Origin of the sequence: Marinimicrobium koreense (assembly GCF_003762925.1) — a bacterium.
Taxonomy (GTDB): domain Bacteria; phylum Pseudomonadota; class Gammaproteobacteria; order Pseudomonadales; family Cellvibrionaceae; genus Marinimicrobium; species Marinimicrobium koreense.
Map to the genome: position 1 here is coordinate 302,931 of NZ_RJUK01000001.1, position 21,403 is coordinate 324,333.

Annotated in this window: 11 protein-coding genes; 5 read left to right on the forward strand and 6 right to left on the reverse strand. The window is 58.9% G+C overall.

Annotated features, from left to right (window positions below):
• Nucleotides 1–54: 54 nt before the first annotated feature.
• Together EDC38_RS01335 and EDC38_RS01340 are read left to right on the forward strand one after the other, a co-directional pair.
• On the forward strand, nt 55–2,760 hold the full coding sequence (locus EDC38_RS01335; RefSeq protein WP_123636997.1) for an exo-rhamnogalacturonan lyase family protein: 2,706 nt from the start codon (nt 55–57) through the stop codon (nt 2,758–2,760).
• Between the two features lie 16 nt (nt 2,761–2,776).
• Complete coding sequence (locus EDC38_RS01340; protein ID WP_170162829.1) at nt 2,777–6,634, forward strand: glycosyl hydrolase 115 family protein; 3,858 nt, start codon at nt 2,777–2,779, stop codon at nt 6,632–6,634.
• 54 nt (nt 6,635–6,688) lie between these two features.
• Here EDC38_RS01340 and EDC38_RS01345 read toward each other — a convergent pair whose 3' ends face one another.
• On the reverse strand, nt 6,689–7,528 hold the full coding sequence (locus tag EDC38_RS01345) for a sugar phosphate isomerase/epimerase family protein (protein ID WP_170162830.1): 840 nt from the start codon (nt 7,526–7,528) through the stop codon (nt 6,689–6,691).
• A gap of 46 nt (nt 7,529–7,574) precedes the next feature.
• Nucleotides 7,575–9,104 carry a rhamnogalacturonan acetylesterase gene (locus EDC38_RS01350; RefSeq protein WP_246004310.1) on the reverse strand — a complete coding sequence of 510 codons (1,530 nt, stop codon included), beginning with the start codon at nt 9,102–9,104 and terminating at the stop codon, nt 7,575–7,577.
• A 253-nt stretch (nt 9,105–9,357) separates the two neighbouring features.
• Between EDC38_RS01350 and EDC38_RS01355 the strand changes: the two genes are divergently transcribed.
• Both EDC38_RS01355 and EDC38_RS01360 read left to right on the forward strand, forming a co-directional pair.
• Nucleotides 9,358–11,235, forward strand: a complete 1,878-nt coding sequence (locus EDC38_RS01355) for a DEAD/DEAH box helicase (protein ID WP_123637001.1) — start codon at nt 9,358–9,360, stop codon at nt 11,233–11,235.
• 159 nt (nt 11,236–11,394) lie between these two features.
• Nucleotides 11,395–13,560, forward strand: a complete 2,166-nt coding sequence (locus EDC38_RS01360) for a glycoside hydrolase family 20 zincin-like fold domain-containing protein (RefSeq protein WP_123637002.1) — start codon at nt 11,395–11,397, stop codon at nt 13,558–13,560.
• Nucleotides 13,561–13,622: 62 nt separating this feature from the next.
• Here EDC38_RS01360 and gcvP read toward each other — a convergent pair whose 3' ends face one another.
• Nucleotides 13,623–16,532, reverse strand: coding sequence for an aminomethyl-transferring glycine dehydrogenase (gcvP, locus tag EDC38_RS01365; protein ID WP_123637003.1), 2,910 nt, complete (start codon nt 16,530–16,532; stop codon nt 13,623–13,625).
• A gap of 375 nt (nt 16,533–16,907) precedes the next feature.
• On the opposite strand from gcvP, the gene EDC38_RS01370 reads away from it, so the two are divergent.
• The gene (locus EDC38_RS01370) at nt 16,908–18,395 is read left to right on the forward strand and encodes an MFS transporter (RefSeq protein ID WP_123637004.1); all 1,488 of its coding nucleotides are present in this window, start codon (nt 16,908–16,910) and stop codon (nt 18,393–18,395) included.
• 186 nt (nt 18,396–18,581) lie between these two features.
• On the opposite strand, the gene EDC38_RS01375 is transcribed toward EDC38_RS01370, so the two are convergent.
• The 3 genes from EDC38_RS01375 to dusA all read right to left on the reverse strand — a co-directional run bounded on the left by EDC38_RS01375 (nt 18,582) and on the right by dusA (nt 21,388).
• Nucleotides 18,582–19,043, reverse strand: a complete 462-nt coding sequence (locus tag EDC38_RS01375) for a tellurite resistance TerB family protein (RefSeq protein ID WP_123637005.1) — start codon at nt 19,041–19,043, stop codon at nt 18,582–18,584.
• Entirely contained in the window at nt 19,036–19,992 is a 957-nt protein-coding gene (gene tal / locus EDC38_RS01380) for a transaldolase (RefSeq protein WP_024459728.1), read from the reverse strand. The genes EDC38_RS01375 and tal overlap by 8 nt, the downstream gene beginning before the upstream one ends.
• A 379-nt stretch (nt 19,993–20,371) precedes the next feature.
• Complete coding sequence (dusA, locus tag EDC38_RS01385) at nt 20,372–21,388, reverse strand: tRNA dihydrouridine(20/20a) synthase DusA (RefSeq protein WP_123637006.1); 1,017 nt, start codon at nt 21,386–21,388, stop codon at nt 20,372–20,374.
• Between the last annotated feature and the right edge of the window lie 15 nt (nt 21,389–21,403).

The following is a 21,403-nucleotide window of genomic DNA, read 5'->3' on the forward strand; positions in this document are numbered from 1 at the left end:
TGCGAATGCACTAAAAACATGTGAGAGAACACCAATAACAGGATCCCCGAGACCATGAAACACTCCAGACTCATTTCCCTATTTGCCGTCGCCTTATTGTCGTCGTCCTGTTCCGTTCAGGCCGAGCCGGAGGTGCAGGTGCAGTGGCTGAACGACAGCACGGACCGCGACGCGGTAGGTGCGACCTGGGGTACGCCCTGGCCGCAGGGCGAGGTGGACGCCGCCAGCGAATTCACTCTTGAATCCGAATCCGGAACATCGTTGCCCGTACAGAGTTGGCCGCTGGCCTATTGGCCCGATGGCTCCGTGAAATGGACCGGACATGCGATTGCCCCGCTTGAGTTGAATGTCGGTGCACTGACGTTGACGCCCGGCGACGCGGTGAGGTCCGAACAGTCCTTACTGATTGTAGAGAACAACGGTTCCATCCGTGTGGACACCGGCGTGATTCAGGCGGTGATTGCCAGGTCCGGTGATCGTCTGATTCAGTCCATTACCCGCGATAACCGGCAGACATTGAACGATGGTCGTCTCGTTATTCTGTCTCAGAATCAGGCCGAACCTGAAGTAGGGCAGCCGTTAACGGTAGAGTCCTTCACCGGACAGCTCGACCAGGTGACCCTTGAGCAGAGTGGACCGGTGCGCGCGGTGGTCAAGCTGGAAGGTAAGCATGTCGGAGAGAACGGCCGTGCCTGGATTCCCTTTGTGGTGCGTCTTTACTTCTACGCCGGCGATGACTCGGTGCGCATGGTGCACACCATGATTTACGACGGTGACCAGAAGACCGATTTTATACGGGGTGTGGGCGTCCGCTTTGATGCGCCGCTGGACGGCCCGCTGCATGATCGGCACGTGCGCTTTTCCGGTGAAGGCGATGGCCTTTTCGGTGAAGCGGTTCGCGGTATCACCGGCTTGCGTCGCGACCCGGGCAAGGCGGTTCGCGAGGCACAGATTGAAGGGCGCGCAACTCCGCCCTTGAGTGAATGGGCGACCAGTGTGTCGGATCGTCTCGAGATGATTCCCGCCTTTGGTGATTACACCCTCTCTCAGTTGAGCGCCGATGCGTTTGAAATCCGCAAACGTACCCAGCCCGGCCTGTCCTGGTTGGATTCCGCCGAGGGCACCCGATCCAGCGGGTTGGGTTATATTGGTAGCCCGAAGGGCGGCGTGGCGTTTGGTATCCGGGATTTCTGGCAGAGTCATTCGTCTCAGCTCGATATTCGCAACGCGCGTTCGGACGAGGCCGAAGTCACCCTATGGTTATGGGCTCCCGAAGGTCGGGCCATGGATATGCGCTTCTATCACGATGGTATGGGGCTGGATACGCACGAGAAGCAGCTCGATGCTCTGAACGTGACCTACGAGGATTACGAACCGGGCTTTGACCATGCCACCGGCGTGGCCCGCACCAGCGAGCTGCGCCTTTGGGCCTTACCGGCCACGCCGGACCGCCAGACCACGGTTGAGCTGGCCCGAACGCTGGCCCAGCCACCGCAGATGGTTGCCCGTCCCCAGGACTATGAAGCGGCCGGCGTGTTCGGTGCCGCCCTCTGGGATCTGCCGGATCGCTCCACCCCCGCCAAAGCCGCGATTGAAGATCAGGTGGATTTTTATCTGGATCATTATCTGACCCAGGTGGAAGAACATAACTGGTACGGCTTCTGGGACTACGGCGATGTGATGCATACCTATGATCACGACCGGCATACCTGGCGTTACGACGTGGGTGGCTATGCCTGGGCCAACTCCGAGCTCTCCCCCGACATCTGGCTATGGTATTCCTTTCTGCGCACCGGCCGTGCCGACGTCTTCCAGATGGCCGAGGCGATGACCCGCCACACCGGAGAGGTCGACGTGTACCATCTGGGACGGTTTGAGGGGCTCGGCTCCCGCCACAACGTCAAGCACTGGGGCGACAGCGCCAAACAACTGCGCATCAGTACGCCCGCCAACCGTCGCTTCTATTACTTCCTGACGGCGGATGAGCGCACCGGTGACCTGATGCGTTCTCTGCTCGGGGCTGAACGGCGCCTGTTGGACGTGCCTCCGCTGCGCAAACTGAATCGTCCGACGCCCGACTTCTCCGGCAAACCCTATTCCATGATGATGGGCCTGGGGACCGACTGGAGTTCGGTGGCCGCCGCCTGGCTGACCGAGTGGGAGCGCACCGGTGAGCCGGCCTATCGAGACAAACTGGTCACCGCGATGCGCAGCGTTGGCAACTTTGACCATGGAATGCTGGTCGGCAGTGCGGCACTGGATCCGGAGACCGGGCAGTTTTACCGGATCGGGGAGGGCGTGTCCGTCTCCCATTTGTCCATGGTGTTCGGCGGTGTCGAAATCAACGCAGAACTGATCCAACTGCTCGATGTGCCGGAGTATGAGCAGGCGTTTATTCAATATGGACGCTTTTATAATGCCCCTCGGGACGAGAAGGCCGAGATCATCGGCCAGCCTTATGAACGAAACCTGAACCTGGGGCAGGCGCATTCGCGAATGACCGCCTACTCAGCCTGGAAGCTCAATGATGAGGCGCTGGCCGAACGTGCCTGGGAGGAATTCTTCAGCGGCCGGGCCGGTATCCCGGTGTTCGGATCACCCTATCCGACCAAAACGGTCATGCCCCCCGAGGTGCTATCCCCGGTGACCGAAGCGCGCGGGGTCTCCACCAACGCGGTGTCCCAGTTCGGTCTTGCCGCGATTCAGGTGATGGCATTGGTCGGAGAGGAGGCGCCGGAGCAGGTTCCGGAGCGGGATTAATATGGATGATCGAAAGATGACTACGCGTTCAACGGGTACGACCAAGGGGCTGCGACTCATACTGTTGTCTCTACTGTTTCCTTTGATCGTGCAGGCGGCCGAGATTCGGCCGCTTCCTCCGGAGGGGGCCGAAACGTTGCAATCCACCGCGTTTCCGCTGGTGGTGGATGATCATGCCGCGCCATTGGTGGTGGCCAGTGACGCGCCCGAAGTGATCCGGATTGCGGTTCAGGATTTCGCCGACGATGTTGAGCGTGTGACTGGGCATCGCCCGGCCATTCGCCACCGGCCGCCGGGTGGCGGTGCGCCCTATGTCCGGGTGGGTATTCATCCGGCGTTGGAGAATCGATGGGAAGCGTTCCGGCTGTCCTCCAGTGCCCAGGTGTTGGCCGTAGAGGGGGCGGACCCACGCGGTGTGGCCTATGGCGTGTATGAGCTGTCCCGTCGTATCGGCGTTTCGCCCTGGTACTGGTGGGCGGATGTGCCGGTTCAACCTCTGGACGAACTGTATCTGAGCGCCGCTCGCGAACCGATCGATGAGCCGGCGGTGCGCTATCGCGGAATATTCATCAATGATGAATGTTGGGGCCTCGGTGCCTGGGCCCGCAAGACCTTTGATCCGGATACCGGCACTCTCGGCCCGAAAATCTATGAGCGGGTGTTCGAGTTGCTGCTGCGCCTGCGGGCCAACGCTCTCTGGCCCGGCATGCACCCCTGTACCACGCCGTTCCATCAAGTGGAAGGGAACAGCGAACTGGCCGACGACTACGCAATTGTGGTCGGCTCGAGTCACGCCGAGCCCATGTTGCGCAACAACGTTGGTGAGTGGGATCAACCCAAAAATCATTACAACTTCCTGACGCACCGTGACACCGTCATGAATTACTGGGAAGAGCGGGTGAAGGAGCGCCGTTCGGGCGAAAGCCTCTGGACCCTGGGCATGCGCGGCATTCACGACAGCGGCATTATGGGCCCGGAATCCCAGGAAGAACGTCTGGACGTGTTGGAAACGCTGTTTGACGCGCAGCGCGGTCTTCTGGCCAAACATCTTGGCGATGGTGATCCCACCAAGGCGGCACAGATTTTTGTGCCCTATAAAGAAGTGCTCAAGGATTACAACGCAGGCCTGGACGTGCCGGACGATGTGATTATCGTCTGGCCGGACGACAACTTTGGTTATGTGCGTCGTTATGCCACACCCGAAGAGCGGGCACGGCCCGGCGGTCTGGGCGTCTATTACCATCAGTCTTACCTGGGCTCACCCTTGTCCTGGCTCTGGTTCGATTCCCAATCGGTATCGTTGGTCTGGTCGGAGATGACCCGCGCTTACGAACAGGGGGCCGAGTCCTTCTGGGTGACCAACGTGGGCGACCTCAAAGCGCACGAACTGAGTGCGGAATTTTTTCTCGACCTCGCCTGGAACGCGGATCGGACCAGCCCCGAGGCACCCATGCAATTTCTGCAGGATATGGCCGCCCGGGACTTCGGGCCCGAATACGCTCATGCGATTGCCGGCATCTGGAAGCGCCACCAGCACCTGGCCTTTGCGCGCAAACCGGAACATCTGCAGTGGCATTTGTCCCTGGAGCCCTACCAACCCACCGAGCTGACCGACGCTGAGATTTATCATCGCCTGAAAGCCTATCAGGATCTGGTGGCGGAGACGGCGCGGGTCGCGAACGACCTGCCGGGCACCGCCCGGGATGCCTTTTACCAACTGGTGGAGTATCCGGTCCGGGCGGCGGCTGCGGCCAACGAGCGCTACTTTCTGATGGAGTTGGCGCGTCGCCAGAATGTCCGGGGCGCGGAGATCGCGGAAACGACCTTTGCCAAAGCCGAAGAGGCCGCGCAGCGGATCGAGGCACTGACGCAGCGATACAATGACGCGATGGCCAATGGCAAGTGGCGGCATATTCTCACCGCCGGTGGGGTATCCCCGGACGATTGGCCACGCTTCCAACCCGAGCCCATTCCACCCCTGGGCTCGCAAAAGGATGCAGTGTGGGAGTCCCTGTCGGAGTCGGACGACAACCGGTTTGAAGCCAATGACGTACCGTCGGGTGCGCAAGCGGGCGATTTCTTTGAATCGCAAGGCGTAGTGTCCATCAACGCCGGACACTTTACCGGCCGCGAAGATCAGGCCGACGGTGGCTGGCGTTCGGTGGAAGGGCTGGGCCGTACCGGTTCAGCCGTCACCCTGTTGCCCTCCACTCTGAATATCGAATCCGGCAGTGCGCCCCGACTGAGCTACCGTTTCCACGTTGCAACCGGCGGCAAAGCGACCGTTCATGTACGACTGCTGCCCACGCATCCGATTGATCCCGGCAATGATCTGCGCCTAGCGCTGGCTGTGGATGATGGTGAACCCCTGCCGCTCGCGGTGACCGAGGGCTTCGATACCTATAGCGAAGAGTGGAAAATGCGAGTCCTGTCCAACGCCACCGAAGCGACGCTTGAGCTGCCGGAGGCACTGGAGCCTGGCTGGCATACGCTGCACCTGGTGGCGGTGGACGCGGGTGTCGTAGTGGATAAAATCGTGATCGATTTCGGAGGGCTCCAACCTTCCTATGACGGTCCTCCCGAAACACGGGTAACGAAACCCGCCGCATCTTCTTACAAATTCGATTTTGGCTCCGGCGCTGTGGCTGAAGATTACGTCGGCATTGGCCCGGATACGCGCTACTCCCCCGAACGGGGCTACGGCTTTGCCAGCGCCAAGACGTCCGAGTGTACAGTGACAGAGCCAGCGGACGAGGCGCTGCGAGGAGATTCCTGTGTGTCTGACGAGGCATTTATGTTTGCGGTCGACGTGCCCGAAGGGAACTATGAGGTAACCCTCCTACTAGGCTCGCCCGATTCCGCTGCGCAGACGACCGTAAAAGCCGAGGCACGCCGCTTGATGTTGCGTTCGGTTTCGACCAATGCGGGAGAGCAGGCGAGGGCGACCTTCACCGTCAATCGAAGGAGCCCGACACTGGGAGATGATCGCCGTGTTGCATTGAACTCGCGCGAACAAGGCCCACCAATAATCGCGCACTGGGATGAGCATTTGACCATCGAATTTCTGGGTAGACCGGCGGCGGTGTCGGCAATGACGATTGAACCGGCGCCGGAGGCGACTACCGTCTTTGTGGCGGGGGACTCGACCGTAACGGATCAACGTAACGAGCCCTGGGCCGGCTGGGGGCAGATGTTGCCCGCTTTTTTCAAGCCGGGTATCGCCATTGCCAACCACGCTGAGTCGGGGCGAGCTCTGTTCAGCTTCGAAGCGGAAAACCGTCTCGAGAAAATCTTTCGCACCATGGAGCGCGGGGATTACCTGTTGATTCAGTTTGGCCACAATGATCAGAAAGACCAGAGCGAGGGCGCAGGCCCCTTTACCACCTACGCCGATGATTTGCGCGAGTACATTCAGGCGGTACGTGCCAAGGGCGGTATTCCCGTGCTGGTCACACCCATGGAGCGTCGCCGCTGGAGTGAAGGAAAGCCCGCTGAAACTCTCACCGATTTCGCCATCGCGGTGCGTCAGGTCGGAGAAGAGCAGGGCGTACCGGTTATCGATCTGCACGAGATGAGCCTGGCGCTTTACGCCGCTCTGGGAGAGTCAGGTTCCAGAAAGGCCTTTGTGCATTATCCGGCCAATACCTTTCCCGGTCAGGAGCAGGCGCTGAAAGACGATACACATCACAATCCCTACGGCGCTTACCAGTTGGCTCGCGCTGTCGTAGAAGAGATTCGGAAAAAGGTGCCGGGACTGGCCGATCACTTGCGTGACGATGTGCTCTCGTTTGATCCCGCGGAGCCGGACTCCTCGAGTGCGGTCAGCATACCGGCCAGTCCGGTGTTTCAGTTCGAAAAGCCGGAAGGCAATTGACGGCTCACAATCGGTTGGCCACTCCCAGGGGCGTCACGCTCTCCGGGGAGTGGTTTAACGTGCGCACTCTCGCAGGTGCTCAAGAATACCCTGAGCATTCTCAGGGTTGGTGCTCTCGAGAATGGTATGAATGCCGGGCTTGAGTTTCTTAATCAATGACATCAGATAACGGTGATCCATTTCGCCGGTGCCGGAGGGCAGGTCTCCCTCCTTCATTCCATCCTTGATCACGAAGTCTTTACTGTGTATCGCGACGATACGGTCTCCGAACAGCCTGAAGGCTTCGTCCATCAGCTCCTGTTGTCGATGGCACTGGTCCAGCGGGAAAAAGTTCACCGGGTCGTAAATGACCTGGACATTGGGTGAGTCCACCAGCTCCAGCATGCGTACCATCTTCTCGTAGCTGTGTACCGTATGGTGGTGTGCCACGCCTTCAATACCCACAATGGTGCCGTATTTCTCGGCGGTATCGGCCAAGCGTCGGACGGAATCGACCAACTCCAGAAACGAGGTTTCTTTCTGGCTGTCGGGGTGATAGCTACAATCGCCGTTCTTGGAGCCGGTCTCGGTACCGACAATAGCGCAGCCGAAGTCACGGGCGAAGCGCAGGTGCTCTTCAAAGCGCTGCAGCGCCTGTTCTTTGGTGTCCGGGTCCGGGTGGATCGGATTGATATAGCAGCCCAGCACGGCGATGTTGATCCCCTGTGCGGCAAAGACATCGCGCACATGGTTGGCGAACCCCGGGGTCAGCTGTCCGGGTTGTTCTGCCAGGACCGGAAACGACTTGGCGGGTGCGAGCTGCACGCAGGATACATCGTATTGCCCGAGCTTTGCCGCAATCTCCGCGGGTGTACCCTGACCATAGTCGTGTGCTCTCAGGCCCAAATTCAGCATAAAACGTCTTCCTGTGGTTGATCCGTTCGGTGTCTTGGTGATGCCGTTACAGAATGCCTTCGATCCCCTGGGCGACAATTTTGGCATTCAGCTCGGCACCGTCGCGGGACGTGTGGGTGTGTTTGTCGGCAAAAAAGGCTTCGACCTTTTCCGGCCCCAGCTCGTCATAACGGTCGGCGACCAGCTCGTGCAGATCGATCAGCGCGACGCCGCTTTCCGCCGCGACCTGTCGAGCCCACTGGGGATAACTGTCGTCCGGGCGGGCAATCTGCTCTCCGCTGTCGTCCCAGATTTTCCGGGGCACCGGGGTGGCGAGAATGGGGGTCACACCTCGGGCATAGGCATCGCCAATCATTTTGCGCAGATACCAACCGTATGTGTGAACCGTTTCCGGCTGGCCGGTCAGAAGGTTGTCGATGTCCTGCTCGGCGGCGCCGACCCCCTTGATGGTGCCCCGGGCACGCTCTTCATCATTGAGGGGAGCGGAGTCATTGTGACCAAACTGGATCACCACATAATCGCCCGGGCGCGCCATATTAAGGGCTCGCTCCCAGTGGCCGCCGGTCACAAAGGTCCGGCTACTGAAACCGCCGATGGCGCGATTGACAAAGTTGTAGTCCTCGGCGCTCAGGTAATCGTCAATGAAATCACCCCAACCCCACTGACCACCGGCGCCATCGCCCCAGCCGTTGCGCACGGTGGAGTCGCCGACCATAAAAATGCTGGTCTTCTCGGGGTGGGCGATCACGGGCAGGCGCAGAAACGTCCAATCGTAGGCATTCACTTCGCGGCCTTTAGCGGAGTACAGGTCTGAAGCGAGGGTGGGGCGTAGCCCCTTCAGCGCCGATACGATGGTCTCGGCATGAAGCTCGGCGCCGGCATCGTTAAAGTGGGTATGGTCTTTCGGGTAAAGCTCGGCCACTTTCTCAGCACCGAGGCGGTCCAGTTTGTCCGCCACCGGGTTGGTGACATCGATAAACGGGGTGTCCAGCTCCCAGGCGAGCTGGTGCATCCAGTAACCGTAACGACCGTGGCGACGCTCAACACGGTCATGTTCCCACCGGTTACGGACCGTCATCGACAAAAGGATCGGCGTGGCGTCCTTGGCTTTCACGTCCGCCACCATCTGACGAATATAGTGCCCAAAGGTATACACCGTTTCGTCCTTACCGGTCACCTGGTTGGCGATGTCGGTCTGCTCATCACCCAGACCGGGCAGAGAGCCCCGCGCCCGGCTGTCGTCATTGATCGCCCCGGCATCGTTGTGCCCGAATTGGATCAACACCAGATCGCCGGCCTCGACGTCCTCGATCAGAGACTGCCACAACCCCTCGGTAATGAACGTCCGGCTACTCCGACCGCCCCGCGCCCGGTTATCCACGACCACTTTGTCCTCATCCAGAAAGCTCTGCAGGGTGGCGCCCCAGCCCTGGTGGTCCTTGTTCTGGTAGGACGCCGCCGTGGAGTCCCCGGCAATAAAGAGGGTCTGGGGGCGCAGCTCTTCGGCGAAGCAGGAAAATGACAGGAGCAGCAGTGCAATCTGGGCGAATCGGAGGGGTATTCCCGGTTTGGTCATAGTGGTGTATCTCTTTATTGGCATGCCTGCCTTGCTGGGTTCAAGGCGCATTCTAAAATCGGGTGACCACTATAGACTCAAAATGATTAATTATGCAATATTGTTATTGATTATGCTGGCTATCGGCAGCGGTTGTTCAATAGAAATACTATTGCCTTTCAACGGCTGAAATAGCCGGACTTTCCAATCTGGGCTAAGCTCTCAAGCTAGAGAGAGGAGGGGATGGGCCCTTCAGGATCAGTATGGAGGCAGCATGGCAGCAATCATTCCAAGCCTGAGCACCATAAGAGGTATGACAACGGGAGAGCGTCGCTTCGGACGTCGCCTGGAGGCGCTTCTCGAAGATGATTATACCGTCTGGTACGACATCCCTGTTGGCCGTCAGAGACGATACCCGGATTTCATTATTCTTCACCCGTCCCGAGGACTGCTGTTTCTTGAGATCAAAGACTGGAAGTTGGCGACCCTGAAGAAGATCAGCAAAGACCGGGTGACGCTGCAGACTCAAAATGGTCTGGATGTGGTGAGCAATCCCCTGGAGCAGGCCAGGCAGTATGCCCAGACGACCGTTAATGTACTGAAAACTGACCCTCAGCTTCGACAATCCGAGGGCCGTTATCAAGGCCGACTGTGTTGCCCCTATGGTTACGGCGTGGTCCTGACCAATATCACTCGACAGCAGTGGAACAAAGCGTTGCCGGAAGATCATCAGGAGCTGGTGCTGCCGGCTCACAGAGTGATCTGTAAGGATGAGATGACCGAGTCCGTTGAGGCGGAAGCATTTCAGAGTCGGCTCTGGGGCATGTTTGAGTACAGTTTTGGTGAGAAGCTTTCCCTTCCTCAGGTTGACCGAATCCGCTGGCACCTCTTTCCCGAAGTGCGCATCAATGCGCCGCAACAGGACCTGTTCGGAGACTCTGATGACGATCCGGATGACGAGCATGATAGTGCGTCGAACGTTAGTCAGACTCTCGTCCCGGAAATTGTCCGGGTGATGGATATTCAACAGGAGCAATTGGCAAAAAGTCTTGGGGACGGACATCGAGTCATTCACGGTGTCGCGGGCTCCGGAAAAACCCTGATTCTCGGCTATCGTTGTCTGCATTTGTCTCAAGCGACCCGCAAGCCCATTCTCGTGCTCTGTTTCAATATTGCGTTGGCGGCGCGGCTCAGGTCGTTTATGTCAGAGCGGGGTATTGATGAACAGGTTCAGGTTTATCACTTTCACGAGTGGTGCGGCCTTCAGTTGAAAACGTACCATGTGGATACCGAACAAGGCGCCAGACCCCTTTGGGAGCGGCAGGTAACCAGCGTGATCGCCGGGGTGGAGAGGGGGGATATTCCTCGTGCGCAGTACGGTGCTCTGATGATTGATGAGGGCCATGACTTTGAGCCGGAGTGGTTAAAGCTGGTGGTTCAGATGATCGATCCCGATACCAATTCATTGCTCCTGCTGTACGACGATGCGCAGGCGATTTACAGCCGACGACAACTCGGATTTCCGTTATCCAGTGCGGGCATCCAGGCACGCGGCCGCACTACGATCCTCAAGCTCAACTACCGAAACACCCGAGAAATACTGACCTTTGCCTATGATTTCTCCAAAGAGTATCTGCAGGCCCAAGACGCCGATGACGATCATGTACCGCTAATTCAGCCAGAGGTGGCGGGTGCAAGTGGACCTCAGCCGGTTTACAGACCATTCAAGAGGGCTGCGGATGAATATCAGTACATCGTTCGCTGCGTCGACAAATGGCGTAGCGGCGGGAAACCACTAAGTAGTATCGCCATTATCTACGCACACCATCACCAAGGTGAAGCGCTCAAATCGGCGTTGGACCAAGCTGGGGTTCCCGCCGCTTGGCTAAAATCGTCCGTTCACAAGAAAACTTACAATCCGGCGGATGAGAAGGTGACGCTATTGACTCGTCAGAGCAGTAAAGGCCTGGAGTTTGATACGGTCATTTTAAGTGGGGTCGGGGCATTGAAAGACGGAGAGGATGATATGCCCCGAGAGACACGGTTGCTATATGTCGGTATGACGCGCGCCAAGCAACAACTTCTGGTCACTAGTGGATCAACCAACTTGTTCACGGACCGTCTTCAGGAACTGGCTCACCAAGCTGTCTGAGAGCAGTCTTTACGTAGTGTCGGACTGATTAATACCCCGAAAATGGCCGGGCGCTTGTTCTTTTGGTGGAGGCGGGCGGAATGCGTCACCCAAGTGGTTCTATTGACTATATGTTTCGGGCTGGGTAACGTAGAGCCATGTTCTGCAGGGTTGAAACTTATGACAATAAAACGCTTGTTCCCTTCGTTTGTGCTCCTCTTTCTTTTGAACGCTACTGCAGCCTGTGCTCAGGAGGTGACGCTCGTCTACGACGAGACGGTGCCGCAGGAGGCCTATGCCGCCCGCAAGCTGGGTGAGGCCCTGGAAGAGCAGGGCTATGAGCTCGGCTCGGATCGGAGCGGTTACGATCATCTGATCAGTCTGTCGGTGCATGAAGAGAGGCTGGGTTCTGAAGCCTTTGCTATTGTGCCCGAGGACAGGGTCACGAGCGTCTATGGAGGCGACCACCGGGGACTGATCTATGGCGCGCTCGCACTGGCCGAAACGCTGCGCAATGGCACGCCGCTGACAGCGGTGGAATCCACCGAGCAGAGCCCGAATCTGGCGTTTCGCGGGATCAAATACAATCTGCCCTGGGAAACCTACCGGCCCAGTTCGGCGCTGGACCAGCATTACGAGACTGCACGGGATCTCGATTATTGGGAGTCGTTTCTGGATATGATGGTGGCGAACCGTTTCAACGCCATCAGCCTGTGGAATCTGCATCCTTTCACGTTCATGATCCAGCCGAAAAACTTCCCCGAAGCGAGCCCATGGTCGGATAAAGAATTCGCCCAGTGGCAGCGTCTTTACCGCGAGATCTTCCGGATGGCGAAAGAGCGCGGGTTGGACACCTATCTGGTCCACTGGAGCATTTTTGTCAGCCGGGAATTTGCCGAGGCCCACTCCGTCGCGGAGCAGAACTTTTATCCGCACTACTATGTGGAAGGCGATACCTCGGAGATCGTGCGGCGTTATCTGCGCGAAAGCGTTACCCAGGTGCTCGAGGAGTATCCCAACCTGGATGGGTTTGGTATTTCCCACGGCGAAGGCATGGCTGGCATGACGCCCCTTGAGCGGCAGAAGTGGATGGATGATGTGTTGATCGCGGGGATGCTGGACGCTGATCGCCCCGTGAAACTCATTCACCGCGTCCCTTTTTCCTCGGGAACCGGTTCCGAGCCGGGCGTCAGCAAGAGTGTGGAAGTGGTGACCCGCGATGCGATGGAGAAGCTGGAGGATCGCTTTGACGGTCCGATCTGGGTGGAAATGAAGTTCAATTGGTCCCATGCCCATTCCACACCGGAGCTGGTGAAGGTCCACGGCGGCAAGCTGGGCGACACTTATTTCAAACCGACGCCCAAAAACTACAAGGTCACCTGGCAGGCACGCAACGAAGACTTCTTTGCCCTGCGCTGGGGTGTGCCCGATTTCATTCGTCAGCATATCGCTCTGAATGGCGCGGCGGACTATGTGGGCGGCTACTTTGTCGGCTCGGAAACCTACATTCCGGCGCTCGATTACTTCACCGCAGTGGACGAGCCGGTCGACTGGAACTGGGCCTTCGAGCGCCAGTGGTTGTTCTACCAGCTTTGGGGGCGCCTCCTTTACGATCCTGAAACACCCGACTCGGTGTTTCAGGCGGCATTCAACCGCCGGTACGGGGCCAAGGGTGATAACCTGTTGAACGCATACTCTCTTGCCTCATCCACCCAGCTGCGGCTGGCCTCGCTGTATGATTCGCGCTGGGATTTCACCCTCTACAGCGAGGGCTTTCTGGCGCTGCAGGGCGACTACACCCGTTATATTTCGGTTGACCACCTTATCGACCATCCCACCATGGACCCGGATTATGTCTCGGTGGCGGATTTCGTAGAGACAATGCACGAAGGCGGCTCTTTCGGCGTTGACCGCATTACTCCGCCGATTCTGGCCGAGCAGCTTGAGCGCGACAATCGCGAGGCGCTTCGGCTGGTAGAAGGTATTGATACCGAGGGCAATGCCTCGCTCATGTACGAAGTGGCCGACGTCAAAACCTGGGCCCATCTCGGTCTACATCTTGCGGAGAAGCTGAAAGGCGCCGTGGCGCTACACCGGTACCGTCTGTACGGTGATGAGGAACAGCAGCAGGTGGCTATCCGGCATTTACAGCAGGCTCTGGCGCACTGGGATCAAGTGGTGGAGATCACCCGGCCGATTTACCGCGACATGCCGCTGACCCACTATAACCACAACTTCTTCGAGGCCAATGACGAGAATCTTTTTCATTGGGCGCTGGTTCGAGATGAGGTGGCGCAAGACGTGGACATTGCCCGCAGCGCCGAATCTGAAAGCTCGGACAGATGAGGAAGTCCCGTTACTGATCTTTCTTTCGGCACCCATGGGGTGCCGAAATTTTCCAGATTTTTCTACCGATAATCCTCAACACTCGGGCAAGAACAAACCAGATTCCGGTCCCCAAACACATTATCAATCCGGTTCACCGTCGGCCACACCTTGTGCTCCCTCAGCCAGCTTGCCGGACGTGAAGCGGTGTCACGACTGTAGGGGCGGTCCCAGCTCTCGTCCATCATATCGTCCTGCGTATGCGGTGCATTGCGCAGCGGGCTCTGTTCCACGGTGTACTCTCCGCTTTCGATCTGGGCGATTTCCTTGCGGATGGTGATCATGGCTTCGATGAAGCGGTCCAGCTCTTCTTTGGACTCGGATTCGGTCGGCTCGATCATCAGAGTGCCGGCCACCGGGAAGGACATGGTGGGGGCGTGGAAGCCGAAGTCCATCAGGCGCTTGGCGATGTCTTCCTCGGTAACGCCACTGGCTTCTTTCAGGGGGCGCAGGTCCAGCAGGCATTCGTGGGCGATAGTGCCGTTTTTGCCCTTGTACAGAATGGGGTAGTGGCCGCTTAGCTGTTTGGCGATGTAGTTGGCGTTCAGGATGGCGTATTCGCTGGCCTGGCGCATGCCGTTTTTACCCATCATCTTGATGTACATCCAGCTGATCGGCAGGATGCTGGCCGAGCCCCAGGGGGCGGCGCTGATGGTGCCGTTGGCCGGGTCGGTCTCGGGTACGCCCTGCACCGGGTGACCGGGCAGGAAGGGGGCCAGGTGTTCGGCCACGCCGATGGGGCCCATGCCGGGGCCACCGCCGCCGTGGGGAATGCAGAAGGTTTTGTGCAGGTTCAGGTGCGAGACGTCGCCGCCGAACTGACCGAACGCGGCCAGGCCCACCATGGCATTCATGTTGGCGCCGTCGATATACACCTGGGCACCGATGCTATGGATCAGCTCGCACAGCTCGGTCACGCTCTCCTCAAACACCCCGTGGGTGGAGGGGTAGGTGATCATGATGGCGGCGATGCGGGTGCCGAACTCGTCCACCTTGGCTTTCAGGTCCGCCATATCGACGTTGCCGTCTTTATCGCAGTTGACCACTTTCACCTGCATGCCCACCATCTGGGCAGAAGCCGGGTTGGTGCCGTGGGCCGAGGCGGGAATCAGGCAGATGGAGCGCTCGGTTTCACCCTTGCTCTCAAAGTATTTCTTGATCGCCACCAGACCGGCGTACTCGCCCTGGGAGCCGGCGTTGGGCTGCAGGCTGATGGCATCGTAACCGGTACAGGCTTCAAGCATCTGCTGCAGGTCTTCAAACAGTCGCTTATAGCCCTGAGCCTGCTCCATCGGCGCAAACGGGTGCAGTTGACCGAACTCCGGCCAGGTGACCGGGATCATCTCCGCGGTGGCGTTGAGCTTCATGGTGCAGGAGCCAAGCGGAATCATCGACTGATTCAGGGCAATGTCCCGGCCTTCCAGGCGGCGCAGGTAGCGCAGCATCTCGGTTTCACTGTGGTAGCGGTTGAACACCGGGTGGGTCAGCACCGCGTCCTGACGCTCCAGCGTCTCCGGAATGGCCGGCGCGCGGTTGTGGCTGGCCAGTTCGTGGTCCAGTTTGGGCAGGTTCAGGGCGTGGTCGCCGGCGCAGAAGACGTTCAACAGCAGGTGCACGTCATCCAATGTGGTGGTTTCATCCAGGCTGATACCCAGACCGGTCGTGCCCACCTTGCGCAGATTGATTTCGCTGAGCAGGGCGGCGTTGTACAGGCCGTTCTGCTTTTTCTCGCTGTCCAGCTCCACCACGATGGTGTCGAAGTAGTGATCGTGGCGCAGTTTGAAGCCTTTGTCCTTCAAACCTTCGCCGGTCAGCCGCGCCAGGCGGTGAATGCGCTCCGCAATGCGCCGCAGGCCTTCCGGGCCGTGATAGACGGCGTAGCTACTGCTGAGCACCGCCAGCAGCACCTGGGAGGTACAGATGTTCGAGTTGGCCTTTTCCCGGCGGATGTGTTGCTCACGGGTCTGCATGGCCATGCGCAGGGCGGTTTTGCCCCGGCTGTCCACGGAGACGCCGATCAGTCGACCCGGGGCCGAGCGCTTGTAGGCGTCGCGGAAGGCAAAGAAGCCGGCGTGCGGGCCGCCAAAGCCCATGGGAATGCCAAACCGTTGGTTAGTGCCCACCACCACGTCGGCGCCCATCTCGCCGGGGGATTTGAGCAGCATCAGCGCCATCAGGTCACTGGCGACGGTGATCAGGGTGTTTTTCTCGTGGGCCCGGGTGATCAGGTCGGTCAGGTCGCGCACCCGACCGGTGGAACCGGGGTAGGAGAGCAGGGCACCGAAACACTCGGTGTCGGCCAACTGCTCGGCGGGCGCGATCACCACCTCAAAGCCAAAATGCTCGGCGCGGGTGCGCAGCACGGCGATGGTCTGCGGGTGGGTGTCCTCGTCCACAAAGAATACATCGGACTTGTTCTTCTTGTTCTGACGCTTGCACATCGCCATGGCTTCGGCGGCCGCTGTGCCCTCATCAAGCATGGAGGCGTTGGCCAGCTCCATGCCGGTCAGGTCCATCACCATCTGCTGGAAGTTCAGCAGCGCCTCCAGGCGACCCTGGGAGATTTCCGGCTGATAAGGGGTGTAGGCGGTGTACCAGCCCGGGTTTTCCAGAATGTTGCGCTGAATGACCGGGGGCAGGTAGCTATTGTAGTAGCCCATGCCGATATAGCTTTTGTACAGACGGTTCTTGCCGGCAATGGCTTTCAGCTCCGCCAGGGCCTCGTGCTCGGTCACGGGCTCGCCCAGCGCCAGGGGTTCGCGCTGGCGAATGGCCTCGGGCACCGTCTTATCGAGCAGTTCATCCAGCGTCTCGGCGCCCAGGGTGTCCAGCATGGCGCGGGTCTCGGCGGCATCCGGGCCGATATGACGGTGGATGAATTCATCGGCGTAGGCCAGTTGCGCCAGGGGCGCGGAACGGAAATCAGCGGACATAGGATGACTCGTGTCGGGGTTGTGCGAACGTGATCGTCGGGCGTGCGGAGGGCAGGGTAAACCCGGGCCTCCAAAGGGCGCTAATGGTAGCAATTGCCGGCTCTGGCGGCAATTGCTGAATCCTCTGCTAAATCCTCTAAGTGGACCGCTTTGACCGCCGCCTCCGGGCACCCGACCATAAGTAAAGATACGTCAGTACTCGGCCTCTGGATTGTCCGCGGCGCAATATTCAGTTTATACTGCCAAGCTTATAGTAATCTTAACTATATACGCTGGCTCCGGGAGTCGGGTACACTTCCGACTGACGCTGGTAGTGTGAGGGGGCGGAGAGCCACCCTTGAACGTTAACGACTCAACAATAAGACTCTGAGCGCTATGAATAATCAGTCACAAATACTCTCAGTCAAAGAGAAAGTAGGCTACAGCCTGGGCGACCTGGCGGCGAACCTGGTGTTCCAGACCATGGTGACCTTTATTGCCTACTACTATACGGATGTGTACAAACTCGAGGCCAGCACGGCTCAGTGGGTGATTGCCACCTGCGGCATCATCGGCGGGGTGCTGTTTGCGCCCATCATGGGGGCGATTGCGGATCGCACCCGTACCCGCTGGGGCCGCTACCGTCCCTGGATTCTGTGGACGTCCATTCCCTTCGGTGTGATGGTGCTGCTGACCTTCACCACGCCGGATGTCAGCTACGACATGAAGGTGGTTTACGCCTTTGCGACCTATCTCGCGCTGGTCACCCTCTACACTGCGAACAACCTGCCGTATTCATCGCTCAGCGGTGTATTGACCGGCAATATGTCCCAGCGTAACAGCCTGTCCGCCTACCGCTTTGTGGCGGTGATGGTGGCCCAGTTCACCGTACAGGTGCTGTTGCGTCCGATCGTGTTGATCCTGGGTGATGGCGATGAGGCGGTCGGTTTTGAGAAGATCATGATGATCTTCGCCGTGGTCGGGGTGATTTTCTTCTTCATCACCTTCTTCACCACCCGTGAGCGCGTCATCGAAAAACCAGGCGAGACCAGCACCATCCGCCAGGATCTGGGCGACCTGCTGCTGCGTAATATTCCCTGGGTGATTCTGCTGTGTGTCACGATTCTGGTGTTCACCAACCTGGCATTGAAAGGTGGTACCTATGTGTACTACTTCAAGTACTACGCGAGCCAGGCCGCGATTACCGCCTTCCTGAGCGACATTGGTTTCACCGGTCTGATCGCCAGTATCCAGAGCGTTTGGCCCAACTTCGCCTGGCCGGAAGATCCCGACGCCTCGGCCTTTGCCCTGTTTAACGGCGCCGGCATTATTCTGATGATCGTCGGTATCGGTTTTGCCCGGCCCCTGGCGGATCGTTTTGGCAAGCGCAATATTTTCGGTGGTTTCCTGTTCCTGTCTGCCTTGCCATTGATCGCGTTTGCGGTGGTGCCGCGGGAGTCCATCGGAACCATGTTCGTATTGCAGATTCTGCACGGCTTTTTCTACGGTGTGACCATTCCGCTGCTGTGGGCCATGACCGCAGATGTGGCGGATTACTCCGAGTGGCGTAACCACCGCCGCGCGACCGGTATCATTTTTTCGGCCATGATTCTGGGCCTGAAAGGCGGTCTGACGCTCGGTGGTACCCTGGTCGTGACCTTCCTCGCCGCCTACGGCTATGAGGCTGGAGTGGCGGATCAGACGGCTGAATCGATCCTGGGTATCAAGCTGACGATGAGCGTCTATGCGGCGATTCCGTTCCTGATCGCCTGTGGTCTGCTGTTCTTCTACCGGATCAACAAGTCGCTGGAAACGGAGATTGAGCAGGAGTTGGGTTCGCGTCGCACCCAGCCGATGCCTGAGCCGGATGAGCCGACCCTGTAAGGGGTTGGTTTGATCGGCCAACAAAAAAGGCGAGCCACCCGGCTCGCCTTTTTTTATGATGATAACGCCGGAGCTTCAAGTAGGTCGGATTAGCGCGCAGCGCGTAATCCGACACCCCGGTGCGCGAGGCAACCACTTGTCGGATTACGCGCTGCGCGCTAATCCGACCTACGGGTGGCGATACCGTTAATCAATGGTTCCATCCCTCACCGAATTCCGCGCATGAATAAACATCGAATGTGACACATAAATTAAATCCGCCACTTTGCGAATCAGTGCCTCCTCGTATTTATCCAGCTCACCGTCGGCATAGGCCACTTCCCACATCGCCTTGACCAACTCATACTTCTCGTCATCGCTACAGGTCTGATTGATCTGATAGGTGAACTGGTGCAGCGAGGTGGCGTCGTCCTGTTCGGATCGGGCCATTTCGCTCAGTTCATCCAACTGTGCGGGATCGAGGTTGTACTTGCGGTGCAGAATGTTGCGGAGGGTGGCCAGCTCGGTGTCATCGAGCAGGCGATCGGCGGTGCCGACTTCGATCAGAAGGGCGGCGACCGCCAATTGCTTCTGCTCGGAAGACAACGCGGGCGCGTTGTCCTCCGGCTGAAGGTGCTTTTCAATAAACTGCGAAATTTTATTAAGCACGTGACTTCAACAGATCTTCCAGCTTGACCTGGTCGGCGGCAAAGTTGCGAATGCCTTCGGCCAGTTTTTCGGTCGCCATGGGATCTTCGTTCAGAGCGAAACGGAAGCTGGACTCGTCGTTGCTGGGCTTGGCAATCTTTTCGCCGGTGTTTTCCGGAGACAGTTTGCGTTCCAGAGTACCAGTGTCGTTGCTCAGCTCTTCCAGCAGCTGCGGGCTGATGGTCAGACGGTCACAGCCGGCCAGCGCTTCGATTTCGCCAATGTTGCGGAAGCTCGCGCCCATCACAACGGTCTTGTAGCCGTGCTGCTTGTAGAAGTTGTAGATGTGACGCACGGACAGAACGCCGGGATCTTCTTCTGAAGCGTATTCGCTCTTGCCGGTGTCTTTCTTGTACCAGTCCAGAATACGGCCCACGAAGGGGGAGATCAGGTAAACGCCGGCTTCCGCGCAGGCGGCGGCCTGGGCGAAGTTGAACAGCAGGGTCAGGTTACAGTTGATGCCTTCTTTCTGCAGCACTTCGGCGGCACGGATGCCTTCCCAGGTGGAGGCCAGTTTGATCAGAACGCGGGACTTGTCCACGCCGCTTTTCTCGTACAGGTCGATCAGGTGGTGGGCCTTCTCGATGCTGGCTTTGGTATCAAACGACAGGCGGGCGTCCACTTCGGTGGAGATCTTACCCGGAATCAGCTTCAGTACTTCACAACCCACGGCCACCGCCAGGTGGTCGCAGGCGTAGCTGATCTGCTCAGCTTCGGTACCACCCTCTTTTTTGCCGGCTGCGATGGACGCATCCACCAGCTCGGCGTATTCGGGGATCTGGGCGGCCTTGAGCAGCAGCGAGGGGTTGGTGGTCGCATCTTGCGGCTGATACTTCTCGATGGCAGAGATGTCACCGGTATCCGCGACCACATCGGTCATTTTCTTCAGCTGTTCGAGTTTCGTAGTCACTGTTATCCCGTCCTATATTTAACGTGTTGAGTGAATGGTTGGCGGCCAGCGGCCGGCCATCTTGGGTGCCGGGCCTGTCTGTGGCCGATTGTGTTCGATCTGTGTCCTTATTGTATTACAAATTGCTTCCCGCTTGTAGTTTTGGCTTTTGCTCTCCAGATTGGCGCTCTTTTTACGGCGGATGCGCTTCGCTCCGAGGCGTCGGACCGATCCGCCCTACGCTACTAGCGTTGGGCCGTCTTACGGCGGATGCGCTTCGCTCCGAGGCGTCGGACCGATCCGCCCTACGCCATCGGCCGTGCTGCCGCGCTACCCGTAGGGCGGATAAGCGAAGCGCATCCGCCGTAACACAACTCACCGGTACGGCATGAAATGGCATCTACACAGCCATTATATCAGGCTCGACGCGGGCTCTGGCCGCATCGAGTACTTCCAGTCCTGCACCGGGCTTGAACGCCCGCTCGCTGATGATGCGGCGAAATTGCCTGCCGCCGGGCTGGCCCTGGTACAGGCCCAAAATATGTCGGGTCATATACTTCAGGGACACGCCTTGGGCCAGCTCAGTTCCCATATAGTCCCGGAAGGCGTCCAGCACCTCGGCGCGGGTCGGGACCGGTCGGGTGGCGCCAAACAGCTGCTGATCGACCCTCGCCAGAAGGTAGGGATTGGTGTAAATCTCCCGACCGATCATGACCCCATCGAGGTCTTCCAGCAGGGTTTCCGCCTGCTCCAGGGTATTGATGCCGCCGTTGATGATGATTTCAAGGTCCGGATACTCCCGCTTGAGCTGCCGCACCCGGTCGTAATCCAGCGGCGGAACGGTGCGGTTCTCTTTGGGGCTCAGGCCTTTCAGCCAGGCCTTGCGGGCATGCACGATGAAGGTGCGGCAGCCGGTCTCGGCAATGGTGCCCACAAACTGTGACAGCCCCTCATAGGCGTCCATATCGTCCACCCCGATACGGTGCTTGACGGTCACCGGGATGGATACGGCCTGTTGCATGGCGTCGATGCATTCGGCCACCAGCGTCGGTTCGGTCATCAGGCAGGCGCCGATTTTGTTGTTCTGTACCCGGTCGCTCGGGCAGCCGCAGTTGAGGTTCACCTCGTCATAGCCCCAGTCTTCCGCCATGCGGGCACACTCGGCCAGCTCCGTCGGGTTGCTGCCGCCCAGTTGCAGGGCGAGGGGGTGTTCCACGGCGTTGTAATCCAGGTGCCGGGCCCGGTCGCCGTGAATCAGCGCGCCGGTGGTGACCATTTCGGTGTAGAGGAGGGTTTCACGGCTGAGCAGCCGCCAGAACGTCCGGCAGTGCCTGTCTGACCAATCCATCATCGGGGCGGCGCAGAAGCGCCGGCTGACCGGGGCTGGTGTCGCGTTAGGCCGGTGGTTCTGAGTCATGAGTTCCCGGGGAGT